Below are 15,790 nucleotides of genomic sequence, written 5' to 3'. Positions count from 1 at the left end.
CGCGCGGGCCGCAAGCCACGGGAGCGGGCCGCGCGGGCGTGCCGGCTACTTCCGTCGTAGCGCCTTGGGCGACACGGTGATGCCGTCCGCGGTCTGGCGAACGAGCGGGCGGGCCTTAGGCTTTGCCTCGCGCGCGGGTTTGGGTTCCACCACCACATCGCCATGGTGAACGGGCGTGGAATGATGGCGGTGCTGCCCGTGGGGACGAGACGCTTGAACCGTTGGCGCGGGACGGGAGGGCTCACGGCCCAGGCGAACCATCAGGCGGTCCCAGCGCTGGTGGATACTCTCGTTGTGCGCGCTGCGCAGACCCAGGAGCGGAGCCGCCAGGATGGTGGGAGCGATGAAGCTGATGAGGCGCCAGAGCAGGTAGCCCGCCGTGGCGGCGCTGCCGTAGAAGTGCCCCAGGAACAGCGCGAAACCGCCCTCGGCGCCACCCGTGCCGCCCGGCAGCGGCACGGCCGAGGAGAGCAGCTGCACGAACGCGCTCGCCGCCATGACGGACAGGAAGTCGACGTCGTGGTGGCCGAACGCGAGCATGAGGAAGTACGGCACCAGGTAGAAGAACGCGAGCTGCATCATGGTGATCACCACGGTGAGCGCCATGGAGGAGGTGTGCCCCGCCGAGAGGCGGAACTTCTCGGAGAAGGAGTGCACCTCGCCGTCCACGAACTCATGCCAAGCCTCCACCTTGTCGCGCGCGAAGCCCAGGCGGCCCAGCAGCGAGATGATCCAGTGGGCGAGCTTGGAGACGGGACCCGGCAGCAGCGCCACGGCGAAGATGCCGAGCAGGATGCACACGTGCCCGCCAAAGCTGAACACGCAGAGGATGGTGAGCGCCTGCACATCCGGATAGCGGTCAACGAAGAAGGGCAGACGCGCGGCGAGCAGGATGGCACCCCATGCCACCAGACCGAACTGGTACACGATGAAGCGCGTGAACTGCGTGGCGCCGGCCTCGCCCACGTCCTGCCCGGCCTTGGTGAGCCGGTAGATCTGGGCGGGTGTGGACCCCATCATCATGGGCGTCAGGTTGCCGAAGAAGATGCCGCTCGCCTCAACGGAGACGAGGTCGCGGATGCCCACCGGCGACACCGGGTCCAGCCACACAGCGATGGCGTAGGCGATGATACCGAACACCAGGTAGAGGAGCATGCACAGGCACGCCACGAGGAGCCAGGGCACCTGCACGGTGGCGAGCGCGGCCATGAACTGGGCCACCTGGCCCGTCACCACCAGGTAGACGCAGAACGCGGCGAGCGCCAGCACGATGAAGATGGCACCGCGGCGGGCGCCCTTGCGGTCGTCGCCCGCGGGCTGGGCGTCCACCTGGGGCTTGGGCGCAGATTTGGAATGAGAATAGGCCATGGGGCTTCCCTTACGGTCACTCGTTGCCTCAACCTGTCTATTGTAGCCGCGGCGGCAAGGTCGCGCGGGCGTCGGACGCAAAGCCACAGGCGATGCCCAGAAGGCGCGAGCGCGGCCGCATGAGCTCGCCCGGGCGGGGTATGATGCAGCGGACCGCATATCCATCCGCAAGGAGGTCCCATGCCAGCGTCAACGCGCAGCGATCAGACCCGTATCCCCACCTTTACCGGGGCGTTCCGCCAGAACCTAGACGCCATGGTCGGCATCCTCGCCCGCGGCGAGAAAGACCCGGCGGGCAAGCGCATCGGTTTCGAGCTCGAGCGCATCCTGCTCACCGCCGAGGGCGAGCCCGTTCCCTTCGCCGGGGAGCATGGCGTCTCCGCGCTGCTCGAGAAGCTCGCCGAGGACCGTGCGGAAGACGAACTCGTCTACATCGACGGCCACCTGCTCGGCATGACCTTCGACGTGCCGACCGACGGCGAGGATGTGACGGTGGCCATCTCGCTCGAACCGGCCGCGCAGCTCGAGGTTTCCGCTGGTCCCGCACATACCGTGAAGGCACTCTACGACGCCGTCCACGCAGTGGACGAGTGGATCGAGACGACGCTCCCCGCCGCGGGGCTCGCGGGCGCGCACCTGGTCGCTATCGGCTACGACCCGGCCGTGAGCGCGCCGGAGGAGCTGATGCTCATCCCCAAGGAGCGCTACGCGGACATGGACGCCTACCTCAGCCGCCGCGGCCGCTACGCGCGCGACATGATGCGCTGCACGGCGTCCACGCAGGTCTCGCTCGACTACGAGAGCGAGGAGGATTGCCAGCGCATCTATCGCATGGCGACCTACCTGGGCCCGCTCTTCGCCTTCCTGTTCGACAACTCGCCGGTGTTTCGCGGCGAGCAGGGCCGGGGCATGGCGCGCTCGCGCATCTGGCGCCACGTGGATGTTGACCGCTGCGGCATCGTGCCGGGTTCGCTCGAGGGTCTCTCGTTCGAGGACTATGTGCTCTGGGTGTCAAGCGTGAAGCCCATCCTCTTCACCGATGCCGCGCACACGACCACCTCGACCGGCAACCTCTACACGCGCGACATCATGTCCGAGCGGCCGCTTGAGAAGTCAGAGCTGCAGCACCTGCTCTCGATGGTGTTCCCCAACGTGCGCCTGAAGGGTTTCGTGGAGCTGCGCGAGATGGACTCGCTCTCCCCGCGCCTTGCTGCCGCGTGCACGAGCTTTACCGGCGCGCTGCTCTACGACCGGTGCCTCGAGGCCAAGCTGGCGGACCGGCTTTCCGCCTGGATGCCCCAGGGCTTTGCGGGCATGGACGAGAACGATTGCGTGGCCGCGCGCCTGGCGCTGCACGAGCGCGGCTGGTCGGCCCGCGTGTACGGCGTGCTCGCCACGGATTTCGTGGACGCGCTGGCAGACATCGCGCTCGAGAACGTCTTCGGCGGCCATGGCTGCACGGGCGTGGGCTCGGACGCCCCCGCGAGCGTGACCGTGCCCGTGGTGCGCGAGGGCGCCGGCGCCGCGAACGACTTCGACTTGGAGGGCATCGAGCTGCTGCGCGATATGTGGAAGAAGCGCCGCTTGCCGCGCGATGACTGGTAAGGTCGGACGGGCCCCGGAAGCGGTTCTGGGCAGCCTCGGAGGGCCTTGAAAAGCTATGGAGCCGTTCCCCGGACTGCTGCTCGGTCTCTCGTGGGCGAGGCGGACCCGGCTTCCCATCAATTCTGCGAGTTCCCGGTCAAGCCCATCGGAGAATTCTCGGTAATCCTCGGAGGACCGCAGCCGCTCTGGAACGGCACGGTCAGCACTCGTCAGCACAGAATCGTCATGGACCATAAGCCACTCAACCGTCTCGAAGCCACTGTCCGTATCTTGAGCCATCGCGCCCTCTCGATCGCCTTGTGATAGAGCGGAGCGGATCCCGTCAAACAAACGTGCTAAACAACAATAGCGGCCCTTTCTCAGAGCCGCTACCTTGGATTTCGTGGTGGACCGTCAGGGATTCGAACCCTGGACCTTGGGATTAAGAGTCCCCTGCTCTAGCCAGCTGAGCTAACGGTCCAACTATGTCTGCTGCTGAGAGTTGCTGGGGGTGGGTAAAGGGACTCGAACCCTCGACCTACGGGACCACAACCCGTCGCTCTAGCCAACTGAGCTACACCCACCGTGTGTGCCTCTCGCGCAGCGCTTGGTTATTATGCACTCTCGTCTCACGCGACGCAAGCCCCAATTTCAAGTTTTTTTCCGAGCCATCGCAGCGGTGCGACTGCCACCGTTTTCCCCTACCTGCCACGGCGAGGTACCCAAACCGATCCATGAATGAGAGGAAGACGGCTTCCATGGGGCGTTCCTTTCGATGATCGACCGTACGCCCCTCACCATACGGGCTGCACCGAAACGCCAGCTTGCCCCCAGATGAACCCAACATGAACTTGGGCGCCACCCGCCTGCCCGAGCACTATCATGGCAACGGCACGCGGACGGAGAGGCCAGCCGTGCCCCGTCCCGAGGAGGAGACGTTGGATATCTGGATCATCGCCGCGGCCGGCTCCGCGCTCTTCGCGGGCCTGACATCGATTCTCGCCAAATGCGGCATGCGCACCGTTGACTCGGACCTGGCCACGGCGCTGCGCACCACGGTGGTGCTCGTCTTTGCCTGGCTCATGGCCGGGATCACCGTGCCCCACCTGCCGAGTGCGCTGGCGGCTATCAGCCCTCGGTCCTATCTGTTCCTCGCGCTCTCGGGGGCGGCGACCGGTGCCTCGTGGATCTGCTACTTCAAGGCGCTCGCCGAAGGCGACGTCAACAAGATCGTGCCCATCGACAAGAGCTCCAGCGCGCTCTCGGCGCTCCTCGCCATCGCGCTCTTTGGCGAGACGGGCTATCTGGGCGTGAAACTGGCGGGCATCGCGGTCATCTTTGCCGGCACGCTCCTCATGGTCGAGCGGCGACATGATGACGCGGCTGCGGCGACCACATCGCGTACCTGGCTCGTCTACGCCGTCCTCTCCGCCATCTTCGCTGCGCTGACCTCCGTCTTGGCGAAAGTCGGCATCCAGGGTGTGGACTCCAACTTGGCAACGGCGCTTCGCACCTGCGTGGTCCTCGCCTTGGCATGGGGAATCGCCGCCTGTCGCGGCAAGCTCGCGGGGCTGCGGCACATCGCCGCGAACGAGGTCGGCTTCCTCGTGGTCTCCGGCCTCGCTACCGGCGCATCCTGGCTGTGCTACTACTACGCGGTGCAAATCGGGCAGGTCAGCGTGGTCGTGCAGATCGACAAGCTCTCGATTCTCGTCTCCATCGCGTTCTCGCGCCTCGCCTTTGGCGAACGCCTGAGCAAGATGGCGGCAATCGGCCTCGCCCTCATCGTGGCGGGCACGCTCGCGATGACGGCCTGGAGCTAGGCTCTCAGAGGCAACCTCTCAGCTGCGGGCCATGCGCGTGAGCACCCAATCGACGGGTCCGGGCTGAAAGCGGTGGCGCACGTCGTCCAAGCAAGCGGGGATGTCGATGCCCTGCGGACAATGACGCTTGCACTTGCCGCACTTGGTGCAGTTGGAGACCAGACGCGGCTCCGCGGTCCGCACGGCGCTCGCGGTGAAGTACTGCTGCAGGCCCGTCATCCAGCCATGGGCGTAGCTCGCGTTGTACGCGGCAAACGCACTGGGGATCGGCACGCCGCGCGGACACGGCATGCAGTAGCCGCATCCCGTGCAGGGAACGCGGTTCGCCGCCTGGAAGATCCCCACCACGCGCGAGATCGCGGCAAGCTGTTCCGCGCTCAGGCTTCCCGGCACCGCATCGTCGGCCAGCGCGGCGTTGGCATCCACCTCGGCGGGAGACCCCATACCCGAAAGCAGCATCGTCACCTGCGGATGGTTCCAGACCCAGGCGAGCGCCCAGTCGGCGGGCGTCCTGAGCCGCGCATCGGCGGCATCTTGCAGCACACGCTTGGCAGCATTCGGCAACCTGCCTGCAAGACGTCCGCCCAGCAGCGGCTCCATCACGAACACCGCAAGGCCGCGCTCGGCGGCAGCCAGCAGCCCGGCCGTTCCCGCCTGGTAGCGCTCGTTCGCGTAGTTGTACTGAATCTGACAGAAATCCCAGGAGAAGGCATCCAAGAGGACCGGAAAGTCCCCCGCGTTCCCATGGAAGGAGAACCCGATCTGCCGAATGCGTCCCGCGGTCTTTTGCCGGCGAATCCAATCCTCGATGCCCAAACGACAGAGGCGCTCCCACTGCGCCGGCGACGTCACGTTGTGGATCAGATAGTAGTCGACGCGATCGGTCTTGAGGCGCTTGAGCTGCTCCTCGAAGAAACGGTCGAAATCCCCGGGCCTCTTGCAGCTCGCGTGGGGCAGCTTGGTCGCCAGGAGCACGCGGTCGCGCAGCCCCAGCTTCTGCAGCGCTTCGCCCACGCACGCCTCGTTGCCGGGGTAGAGATACGCGGTATCCAGATAGTTCACGCCCCGCTCGACGGCGCGCGAAATGATCTCCTCCGCCGCGCGCTGGCTCGGCCGCCCCAGTTCGTAGCCGGGAAACCGCATGCAACCCAGACCCAGGGCGGAGATACGGTCCCCGTTCTTCGGATTCACTCGATACTGCACGTCCACCCTCCCCTGGCGCCGACGGGGCAGCGAGGCAACAGGCAGAACCCGCTTGCCCGCCGCCGCTCTATTCCTACAGCTCGACCTGTTGCAGGCGCAGCATCGCCAGAATGTAAATCTTCAGCGCCTCGCGGAGCTGAGCCTCGTTCGCCACCTCGTTGGGGCCGTGCATGGCGCCGCCCCAGGCGGGAAGCACCGTACCGGGCACCTCGGGGCCAAACGACACCGCGCACGCGAAGTTGCGGGCGTACGTCCCGCCACCCATGGAGAACGGGCGGGCATCGGCACCGGTCACCTCATTGTAGGTCGAGAGCAGCGTCTGCACGGCGGGGCTGTCGGCCGAGGTGAGGAACGGCGGCTTCACGCGCGTGACCTCCATCGAGGCGCCATGCGCCGACGCCAGGGGCGCCAGCGCCGCCTCGATGGCCTCGCCGCTCGTCGTGTCGGGAAAGCGCACGTCGATGGTCTGCTCCAGGCGACCATCCGCGCGCACGGCGATGGTGCCCGCGTTCACGGTGAGCGGGCTGAAATGCTCGCTCTCGGCCGCGATGCCCGCAGCGGTTCCCGCGGTATCAGCGTGGAGCAGCGTCAGCAGGCCGAGGAATTCCCGCTCCTCGGGCGCCAGCAGCTCGGGATCGGCCTCGGTCGCCTCGGTCAGATAGCCCACCAGAAGCCCCACGGCGTTCAGCGTGCCCGCAGGCAGCGACGCATGGCCGCCGATGCCCTGGGCGAAGACGCGGGCACGCCCGGGCTCCCCGCCCTCGATCGAGATGCGGTCGGCATGCGCGCGCGGCGCCGGCAACCGGGACGCGTCGACGGCGAGCACCAGCTCGGACTGACCGGGGATGGCGTTCGTCGCCGCCGCCCCGCTCCACGAGACGATCCGTCCGTCGCACACGGGCGCGCTCAGGAACGTGGCACCGAAGCAACCCTTCTCCGCGTTGCAGACCGGGAACTCCGCATCGGGCGTGAACAGGAACGCCGGCTGGGGATGTCCCTCCAGATAGTGATGGACGTCCGTCATGCCCACCTCTTCGTCGCACCCCAAGAGCGCCCGGACGGTGTAGCGCGGCGTGACGCCGTGGCGCAGCAGGTACGCGCCCGCGTAGAGACCGAGCACCGCAGGGCCTTTGTCGTCGATGACACCGCGGCCCACGAGCCAGCCGTCGCGGCGGCTCATGGTCCAGGGGTCGCCGTCCCAGCCAGGACCAGCGGGAACCACGTCCACGTGGGCGATGGTCGCAACCTGTTCCTCGCGCTCACCGGGAATGTCGCAGATGCCGACGTATCCCTCGTCGTCCGAGACCTCGTAGCCCAACCGCGCCGCGATGCCCAGCGCGCAATCGAGCGCCGCGCGCACATCGCGACCATAGGGAGCACCGGGCTCCACCGGGCTCGTATTCGCCACGGACGGATGGGCGACGAGCGCGGCGATGTCGTCCAGCACGTCGTCCCACACCTCGTCGATGTATGCGTCGATGCCCGTTTCCAGATTCTCAGCCATAAGAGCCTCCTTATCCGTTATGCTCGCGCGTCACCGTACCGCAGCCGAGTCCGTCGGGCAACCGAGGAGCGCAGCGAGCTCGCTTACGTCATGGGCCGCCGCCACGGCGCCCGCGGCCTCGTGCTCGCCCGCCCTGGCGCCGCCCGAGTAGATACCGATGCAGGGAATGCCGAGTTCGCGGGCACCTTCCACATCATGATGGCGGTCCCCCACCATCACGGCCTCGGAAGGCGCGGCTCCCAGCGCCCCGAGCGCTGCGGCGATGGACTCGGCCTTGGAGTAGCGCACACCCGGCACCCGTCCGCACACGGCCTCGAAGGTGTCGAGCAAGCCGAGCTCGCCCACCATGCGCGTGGCGGTATCCTCCATGCGCGAGGTGGCGATGGCGAGCCGGCGACCCTGCGCGCGCAGGCCGGCAAGCAGCGCGCGCATGCCCGGAAACACCGGATAGTCGTCCACGGTGAGCAGCTCATCGAAGAGCACGCGGTAGTCCGCGGTGAGCGCGGCGGCTTCCGCGGCGTCGCGCGCGCCGACGAGCCTGAAGCCCTCCTCGAGCGGCGGGCCCACCATCAGGAGCATCGTTCGCTCGTCCGGTACGGCCTTGCCGGCGCGCTCGAGCGCCAGGCGCGCGATGCGCAGCACACCGGGAGCGGTATCGGCGACGGTGCCGTCAAAGTCAAAGAGCACCACGGGGCGTTCCGCCCATCCCTCTTGCATCATGGCGATTCCTCTCATCTGCACCGCCAAGCGCAGCCTGCTGGTCGGCGAACGGACGGCGCAATCGAACTGGTAAGAAGAAACCCCGCGTCCCTTGCGGGGGCACGGGGTTTCTTGAAGGGGCTTGAACCGAAGGTTACTCGGCGTCGGCAGCCTCGGCCTCGTCGTCCTTCTTCTCGGACGGCAGCGGGGCAACCTCGACCTCGATGCCGAGGGTCTCGGCAGCGGCCTTCATGGACAGGGAGATGCGACGACGATCGAGGTCGATCTCCATGACCTTGACCTGCACCTTGTCGCCCACGTGAGTGACCTGGCTGGGCTGGTCAACATGCTGCTTGGCCATCTCGGAGATGTGCACCAGGCCCTCGATGCCATCGCCCAGGTCGACGAACGCGCCGAACGGGACGAGCTTGGTGACGGTGCCCTCGACGATCGCGCCGACGGGGTACTTCTTCACCAGCGCGCGCCACGGATCCTCGGTGGTCTGCTTGAGACCCAGGGAGATGCGCTCGCGGTTGAGGTCCACGTCGAGCACCTCGACCTCGACCTCCTGGTCGAGCTTGACGACCTCGGAGGGATGGTTGACGTGGTTCCAGGAGAGCTCGGAGATGTGGATGAGGCCGTCGATGCCGCCCAGGTTGACGAAGGCGCCGAAGTCCACGATGGAGGACACGGTGCCCTTGAGGCGCATACCGGGCTTGAGCTTGTGCAGGACCTCGGAGCGCTCGGCCTTGCGGGACTCCTCGAGCACCACGCGGCGGGAGAGCACGACGTTGTTGCGGTTGCGGTCCATCTCGATGACGCGGGCCTCGATGGAGGTGCCGAGATAGGAGGTGAGGTCCTTGACACGGCGAAGGTCCACGAGGGAGGCGGGCAGGAAGCCGCGCAGACCGATGTCGAGGATCAGGCCGCCCTTGACGACCTCGATGACCTCGCCCTCGACGTTCTCGCCCTTCTGGAACTTCTCCTCGATGCGCTTCCAGGCGTTCTCGTACTCGGCGCGACGCTTGGAGAGCACCAGGCGGCCGTCCTTGTCCTCTTTCTGAAGGACCATGACCTCGATGGGATCGCCAAGCTTGACGATATCGGACGGATCGACGTCCTTGCGGATCGAGAGCTCGCGCAGAGGAATGACACCCTCGGACTTGTATCCGACATCGACGAGAACCTCGTCGTGACCGATGTTAACGACCTTGCCTTCAACCAGGTCGCCTTCATCGAAATCGGTGATGGTGCCATCGATCAGGTTGTTCATCTCCTCCTCGTTGACATCGTCAAGGGAGAAGATGGACGAGTTCTGAATCTCACTCAAAGGTGGACCCCTTTCGAACTACGGGGCCCCGATTGCGATACTCTCGGGGGCCGACAGATACTTGGTGTGACCACTCGTACAGTCACGATTCGTAAGATTACGTGGAATTGCACGGGATTTCAAGATTCAACTCCAAGTTTTACGCGAGCGGCATAGGTTCCCGCGTGCACCGGTACCCGCTGGGTACAATGGGGGGGCGATGCGCGCGGGAGCCCCCGATGTCCCAGCGCGCCCCATCCGTACCGGCAAACTGCGAAAATGAGGAGGGTCCATGCTCAAAGCCGTCGTCTTCGATATGGACGAGACCCTGCTGCAGATCAACCTCTCCGCGTTCATCGCCGTGCTCGCCCGCGACGAGTCCTCGCTGCTCGCCCAGATCGGCCGGCGCGACCCCTTCACCGTGTTCGCCGCGTACCTGCGCGGGATGCTCGACCTGCAGGCGGGCGGGCGCGACGGCGAGCGCACCAACCGCCAGATTTTCGACGAGGGCATCGAGCGCCGCTGCGGCGTGATGCTCTCGGATCCCGTCATCGCCGACGTCCTCACCTATTATGAGCGCGAGGTGCTGCCGGGCAGAAACGACCGCGTCATCCAGGCGGGCCCCATGCCCGGCGGCATCGAGGCCGTGGAGGCGTGCCTGGACCGCGGACTCGCCGTGGGCCTCTTCACGAACCCCAGCTTCTCGAAAGCGTGCATCGAGTGCCGCATGCGCTGGGCCGGCATCGACGCGCTTCCCTTCTCCCACGTCACCTATATGGAGAACAGCCACCACTGCAAGCCCGACGCCGCCTACTACCGCGAGGCGCTCGCGGCGATGGGCGCGGCGCCGGAGGAGACCCTCATGGTCGGTAACGATCCCAAGCGCGACTTCCCCAAGCCCGATATCGGGCTCGCCACCGCCTACGTTGGCTCCGGCCGGCCCGCGCGCGCCATCTGGTGCGGCAGGATGGGCGACTTCGCCGCACAGCTGGACGACATCGCAGCCGGCTTTGCGGGGCAGACCGCGTAGGAAGCAACCTGCGAAACGAAAGCGGGCGCCACCGGAAACCCCGGTGATGCCCGCCTGCTACCGGCTGGCGCTCGCCCTACTCCCCGAAGAAGAGCTTGATCTCGCGCTCGGCGTTCTCCACGGAGTCGCTGCCGTGGATGACGTTGGAGTTCACGTCGATGGCGAAGTCGCCGCGAATGGTGCCGGGCGCCGCCTCGAGCGGGTTGGTGGCACCCATGAGGGAACGCATCTTGGCCACGGCGCCCAAACCGGAGATGACCATCTTCACCACGGGACCGCCCGTCATGAACGCGATGAGGTTGGGATAGAAGGGCTTGTCCTTCAGGTGCTTGTAGTTCTCGTCAGCCTGCTCGACCGTCACGTAGGCAAGCTCCATGCGCTCGATGGTGAGGCCGCTGCGCTCGATGCGGGAGATGATCTCGCCCACCTTGCGGTCGCGCACGGCGTCGGGTTTGATCATGGAATAGGTTTTCTCGATAGCTGCCATGGGACGTCCTTTCACGGGTTGGCGTATCGCTGAAGCTGATGCTAACAGATTGAAGCGTTCCATTTATTGTATATCGGTTAGCGGTCGGTATGGATTTTATCATCATTTCTGCACGTAGATGCTCTATTGGAATAACTACCCGCCGAATCTATTAACAAGTCTCGCACCATCTCACCTGTTTTGAAGCGTTTCATTATCAGGAGAAACATTCGCGCCCGTACCGTTCAACACGATGCGGGCGCGTGCGTGAGTCCCTAGCGGTTCATCGCGTCGTGCGTGTGCACCAGCTCCAGCATGGCCTCGGCGGCCACGATCGCGGTGCGGCAGAGCTTGAGCTGCTGCGCCACCGCCTTGGGCGAGGTGCCGCCCTCGGTGGTGCGCGCCGCCACGATGCTCTCGATGTCGAGCGCCCCGGCGATATCGTCGCCGAAGAGATTGCTCGCCTGCTTGAAATCCTCGGAGGTGAGATCCACGAGGTCGCAGCCGCGCTTCTCGCAGACGAGCACCAGATGCCCCACCACGGCGTGGGCCTCGCGGAAGGGCATACCGCGCTTGGCCAGGTAGTCGGCCACGTCCGTGGCGGCCAGGTAGCCGCGGTCGCATGCCCGACGCATCACGTCCTCGTTGAAGGTCGCGGTAGAAATCATGCCCGCCATCACGTCGAGGCACTGGAGCAGCGTGTGGGTGGAATCCAGCATGCCCTCCTTGTCCTCCTGCAGGTCCTTGTTGTAGGCGAGCGGCAGGCCCTTCATCGTCACCAGAAGCTGCATCAGGTTGCCGTACACGCGGCCGGTCTTACCGCGGATGAGCTCGGCGAAGTCGGGGTTCTTCTTCTGCGGCATGATGGAGGAGCCCGTTGAGTAGGCATCGGAGAGCGTGATGAAGCCGAACTCCGAGCTCGACCACAAGACGATCTCCTCGGCCAGGCGCGAGAGGTGCATGGCGCATACCGAGCAGGCGTACTGCAGGTCGAGCAGGAAGTCGCGGTCGGACACCGCATCGAGCGAGTTGGGGATGACACCTGTGAACCCGAGCTCGAAGGCGGTCATGCGACGGTCGAGCGGATAGCTCGTGCCGGCCAGGGCCGCGGCGCCCAGCGGACAGGCATCGGCCGCGTCGAAGGCGTTCTTCTGGCGATCGAAATCGCGCTTGAACATCCACGAATAGGCGAGCAGATGATGCGCCAGCAGCACCGGCTGCGCATGCTGCAGATGCGTGTAGCCGGGAAGGATCGCGCCTGAATGGGACTCGGCCGTCTCCACCAGCACGCGGCCGAGCTTGAGGGTGGCCTCCATGAGCTGGCCGGCCAGGTGCTTTGCAGCGAGCCGCGTATCGGTCGCCACCTGGTCGTTACGGCTGCGCCCGGTATGGAGGCGCTTGCCCGCCTCGCCGATCCGTCGGGTGAGCTCGCTCTCGATGGCCATGTGGATATCCTCATCGTCCACGCTGAACGTGAACGCGCCGGCCTCGATATCCTCCTTGATGGCGTCCAGGCCGTCGCGAATGGCCAGGGCATCCGCATCGCTGATGATGCCCTGGCACGCCAGCATGGCCGCGTGCGCCTTGGAACCGGCGATGTCCTCGCGGTAGAGATGCTTGTCAACCGGGAGCGATGCCCCGAACTCCTGCGTCGAGGTTGCCACGCCGACCTCGAACCGGCCTCCCCAAAGTGCCATGGACGAAATCCCTTCTCACTCCCCCTCCCGCGCAGGAACGCTTCTGGTTCCTGCGCGGGAGGGAATACGGTGCGTTATGCGCAGCAGTAGCCCTGCTGCATCAGCTTACCACGGCAACCGAGCGGGCACACCGTGCCAGAGAGCTCGGACACCAGCTGCTTCGGGCCCTTGCCCGTGGCGTCGTGCCACTCCTTCATCGTGGCGGAGACCTGGGTGATCTTCTTGGTGTCGATGGGTGTGGCGAACATGGGTATCTCCTTTGGTGTTAGCGATGGATCCGGGACGGCTGACGGATGAAGGAACGGTCTGGTTCGCCCGATCACCTAGTTGGTGCCGGTGGCAGCGCCGGTGCCGCCCAGCTGGGCGTACGCGGGCTGGGGCGTGCAGGCGCAGGCCGCCGCCACGGCAGCCTTCTGCAGCTCCGCCTTCTTCATCGCCCAGGTCTTGAGCGAAAGCGCCTGGATGTTGATGAAGCCCTTGGCGTCCGTCTGGTCGAAGGCGTCGTCGTTGTCGTACGTGGCGAGGTTCAGATCGTAGAGCGAGCAGGCGCTCTTGCGACCCACCACCACGCAGCTGCCCTTGTAGAACTTGAGCTTGACCTCGCCGGTCACCGACTCCTGCGTGTTGGCGAGGAAGGCGTCGAAGGCCTGCTTGAGCGGGCTGAACCACTGGCCGTTGTACACGAGGTCGGCCCACTGCTGCTCGAGTCCGAGCTTGTAGTGGAGCACGTTCCGCTCCAGGCACAGATCCTCAAGCGCCTTGTGCGCCTGCACGAGGGCGAGGCCGGCGGGCACCTCGTAGCACTCGCGCGACTTCAGGCCCACGTAGCGGTTCTCGATCATGTCGATGCGGCCGAAGCCGTTCTCGCCGGCGATCTTGTTCAGCTTGCCGATCAGCTCGACCATGCCCATCTGCTGGCCGTTGAGCGAGACGGGGACGCCCTGCTCAAAGCCGACCTCAACATAGGCGGGGGCGTCGGGGGCGTCCTGTGCGTCGACCGTCATGGTCCAGATGTCCGCCGGCGGCTCCGCCCACGGGTCCTCGAGCACGCCCGCCTCGATGGCCCGGCCCCAGAGGTTGTCGTCGATGGAGTAGGGCTTGTCGATGCTCGCGCCCACGGGCACGCCGTGCGCCTTGGCGTAGGCGATCTCGTCGGGCCGCATGCCGAGGTCCCACTCGCGCACGGGGGCGATCACGGTGAGGGAGGGGTCGAGCGTGAGGATGGAGGTCTCGAACCGCACCTGGTCATTGCCCTTGCCGGTGCAGCCGTGCGCCACGCACGTGGCGCCGTAGCGGTGCGCCACATCCACGAGGTGGGCGGAGATGAGCGGCCGGGAGAGCGCGGAGAGCAGCGGGTACTTGTTCTCGTACATGGCGTTGGCGGCAAGCGCGCGGGTGATGTAGTCCTCGCAAAACTCGTCCTGCATGTCCACGACCTCGACGCCAACGCAGCCGAGCGACCACGCCTTCTCGGCGATCTTCTCGAGACCGTCGTGCTCCTGGCCCACGTTGCCGAGCACGGCGATGACGTCCAGGCCCTTCTCCTCCTGCAGCCACTTGATGCAGACGGAGGTGTCGAGGCCGCCGGAATAGGCGAGGACGACTTTTTCCTTGGTCTCGGAGGTAGTGTTGTTGTTGATGGTGCTGGTGCTCATGGGGTGTCCTTTCGATGTTCCACGAACGGTTTGCCGGATGAGCCCACGAATGATATGCGTATGGAGGTATCGATGGCCGCTTTTGAACACGGCCGCTCCCGACGGCACTAAAAAAGGTCCGCCGGGGAATTCCTCGACGAACCAACGTGGACCCTGGTGAGGGCCCGCGCCCTCGCGATCAGAGACGAACGTTATCGTCGTCGAGAAATCGCGCGGCGGCGTCGGTCGGCGCTATCGGAAGCGTTCAGGCCAAGCTTGATGGCCGTAGCCACCATGCTCGTATATGTAGCCTGGGCGTTCTGCACCGTGTTGCTCCCTGCCGTCATCTGCGCGATTCAAAACCAACACCCACGTTGCCGGGGGCGTTTCGGTTCCCGCTATATTACGCTAAAGCACGCCGGAGGCAATTGAGAATTTCATTTTTTTAGAAATTGTTCCAGCTTTTCCGCATCCGCGCACGGCGAGCGGGCATCCCCTACACTAGTGAGCGTGATGAACGAGACGCTTCGCGCCGGGACGGGCGCAGGGAGGACACACGCATGCTGCCGAGCTATGAGAACGACCGGGACCTGGCCCGCATTAAGGTGATTGCCAGCGACATGGACTGCACGCTACTGGACGACGAGGGCCATATGCCCGCCGACATGCCTCGCCGCATCCGCGCCCTGAACGACGCAGGCATCCTCTTCTGCGCGGCGAGCGGGCGTCCGAGCTACACCCTATCCGAGATGTTCCCCGGCCTCGAACGCGAGATGGCGTTCATGTCCGATAACGGAGCCGCCATCTTCTACCGCGGCGAGCTCGTCTTCAAGGACCTGATCGACGTGGACGCGTACCAGGAACTCATCCGCTTCACGCTCGCGGACGGGCGCGGCATGCCCACCGTGTGCGGCATCGACGCCTGCTACATCCGCAGCTGCGACAAGGCGTACGACGCGACCTTCCGCACCTTCTACAAGAAGATCGTCTACATGGACGACCTCACCGAACTCACCGCCGACGTGGACAAGTACACGGTGTTCTTCCCCGAGAACGACGGCGAGGAGGTCTTTGCCGAGACGTACCGCGACGCCTGGAGCGACCGCTACTCCGTCACCAACGCCGGCAAGATGTGGATCGACGTCATGAACAAGGGCGTGGACAAGGGCTCTGGCCTCACGCGCCTGTGCGCGCACCTGGGAGTGGACGTTGCGGACGCCTGCGCGCTCGGCGACACCTACAACGACGTGCAGATGCTCGAGACCGCGGGGCACAGCTACCTCGTGGCCAACGCCGAGGAGCACATGGAGGGGCACGCGAAGTGGCGCGCGCCGAGCAACAACGACGGCGGCGTGGCGCAGGTCATCGACGCCGTGCTCGCCGAAGCTCGCTAGAAGCCGCTCGCCAAAAGCCGCCGAGGGCCGGTGCGACGTTCGCGCAACGCGTTCGCCGTACCGGCCCTCGTGGCTTCTG

At 65.8% G+C, this 15,790-nt stretch carries 13 protein-coding genes and 2 tRNA genes; 4 read left to right on the top strand and 11 right to left on the bottom strand.

The features are described 5' to 3' along the window. Nucleotides 1–45 precede the first annotated feature (45 nt). Nucleotides 46–1,368, bottom strand: coding sequence for a lysylphosphatidylglycerol synthase transmembrane domain-containing protein (locus tag GDJ97_RS06235; protein WP_152070434.1), 1,323 nt, complete (start codon nucleotides 1,366–1,368; stop codon nucleotides 46–48). Between the two features lie 180 nt (nucleotides 1,369–1,548). On the opposite strand from GDJ97_RS06235, the gene GDJ97_RS06230 reads away from it, so the two are divergent. Next, nucleotides 1,549–2,973 carry a glutamate-cysteine ligase family protein gene (locus GDJ97_RS06230; protein ID WP_152070433.1) on the top strand — a complete coding sequence of 475 codons (1,425 nt, stop codon included), beginning with the start codon at nucleotides 1,549–1,551 and terminating at the stop codon, nucleotides 2,971–2,973. 383 nt (nucleotides 2,974–3,356) lie between these two features. Here GDJ97_RS06230 and GDJ97_RS06225 read toward each other — a convergent pair. Both GDJ97_RS06225 and GDJ97_RS06220 read right to left on the bottom strand, forming a co-directional pair. Further along, nucleotides 3,357–3,433 (bottom strand) — tRNA-Lys (locus GDJ97_RS06225). Nucleotides 3,434–3,458: 25 nt separating this feature from the next. Next, nucleotides 3,459–3,537 (bottom strand) — tRNA-His (locus GDJ97_RS06220). A gap of 260 nt (nucleotides 3,538–3,797) precedes the next feature. Here GDJ97_RS06220 and GDJ97_RS06215 point away from each other — a divergent pair. Next, on the top strand, nucleotides 3,798–4,775 hold the full coding sequence (locus GDJ97_RS06215; RefSeq protein ID WP_226808871.1) for an EamA family transporter: 978 nt from the start codon (nucleotides 3,798–3,800) through the stop codon (nucleotides 4,773–4,775). Nucleotides 4,776–4,793: 18 nt separating this feature from the next. Here the strand turns inward: GDJ97_RS06215 and GDJ97_RS06210 are convergent, their stop codons facing one another. The 4 genes from GDJ97_RS06210 to rpsA form a co-directional block, all read right to left on the bottom strand. Then, entirely contained in the window at nucleotides 4,794–5,978 is a 1,185-nt protein-coding gene (locus GDJ97_RS06210; RefSeq protein WP_152070432.1) for an aldo/keto reductase, read from the bottom strand. A 73-nt stretch (nucleotides 5,979–6,051) separates the two neighbouring features. Then, the gene (locus GDJ97_RS06205) at nucleotides 6,052–7,482 is read right to left on the bottom strand and encodes a Sapep family Mn(2+)-dependent dipeptidase (protein WP_152070431.1); all 1,431 of its coding nucleotides are present in this window, start codon (nucleotides 7,480–7,482) and stop codon (nucleotides 6,052–6,054) included. A gap of 30 nt (nucleotides 7,483–7,512) precedes the next feature. Continuing rightward, entirely contained in the window at nucleotides 7,513–8,202 is a 690-nt protein-coding gene (locus GDJ97_RS06200) for an HAD hydrolase-like protein (protein ID WP_226808870.1), read from the bottom strand. A gap of 133 nt (nucleotides 8,203–8,335) precedes the next feature. Then, on the bottom strand, nucleotides 8,336–9,511 hold the full coding sequence (gene rpsA / locus GDJ97_RS06195; protein ID WP_152070429.1) for a 30S ribosomal protein S1: 1,176 nt from the start codon (nucleotides 9,509–9,511) through the stop codon (nucleotides 8,336–8,338). Nucleotides 9,512–9,782: 271 nt separating this feature from the next. Between rpsA and GDJ97_RS06190 the strand changes: the two genes are divergently transcribed. Next, nucleotides 9,783–10,520, top strand: coding sequence for an HAD family hydrolase (locus GDJ97_RS06190; RefSeq protein ID WP_152070428.1), 738 nt, complete (start codon nucleotides 9,783–9,785; stop codon nucleotides 10,518–10,520). Nucleotides 10,521–10,596: 76 nt separating this feature from the next. Here GDJ97_RS06190 and ndk read toward each other — a convergent pair whose 3' ends face one another. From ndk to GDJ97_RS06175, 4 genes are all read right to left on the bottom strand, one after another. Continuing rightward, the gene (ndk, locus tag GDJ97_RS06185; protein WP_152070427.1) at nucleotides 10,597–11,007 is read right to left on the bottom strand and encodes a nucleoside-diphosphate kinase; all 411 of its coding nucleotides are present in this window, start codon (nucleotides 11,005–11,007) and stop codon (nucleotides 10,597–10,599) included. A gap of 254 nt (nucleotides 11,008–11,261) precedes the next feature. After that, nucleotides 11,262–12,683: an argininosuccinate lyase gene (argH, locus tag GDJ97_RS06180; RefSeq protein ID WP_152070426.1), complete on the bottom strand. Its 1,422-nt coding sequence runs from the start codon at nucleotides 12,681–12,683 to the stop codon at nucleotides 11,262–11,264. A 74-nt stretch (nucleotides 12,684–12,757) separates the two neighbouring features. After that, entirely contained in the window at nucleotides 12,758–12,931 is a 174-nt protein-coding gene (locus GDJ97_RS09385) for a hypothetical protein (RefSeq protein WP_193221337.1), read from the bottom strand. A gap of 75 nt (nucleotides 12,932–13,006) precedes the next feature. Continuing rightward, on the bottom strand, nucleotides 13,007–14,338 hold the full coding sequence (locus GDJ97_RS06175; RefSeq protein ID WP_152070425.1) for an argininosuccinate synthase: 1,332 nt from the start codon (nucleotides 14,336–14,338) through the stop codon (nucleotides 13,007–13,009). Nucleotides 14,339–14,877: 539 nt separating this feature from the next. Here GDJ97_RS06175 and GDJ97_RS06170 point away from each other — a divergent pair. Further along, nucleotides 14,878–15,711, top strand: coding sequence for an HAD family hydrolase (locus GDJ97_RS06170; RefSeq protein ID WP_193221336.1), 834 nt, complete (start codon nucleotides 14,878–14,880; stop codon nucleotides 15,709–15,711). The last annotated feature ends 79 nt before the right edge of the window (nucleotides 15,712–15,790 follow it).

The sequence above is a fragment of the Collinsella sp. AK_207A genome (assembly GCF_902501965.1).
GTDB lineage: Bacteria > Actinomycetota > Coriobacteriia > Coriobacteriales > Coriobacteriaceae > Collinsella.
This window is presented reverse-complemented; position numbering and strand designations above follow the sequence as displayed.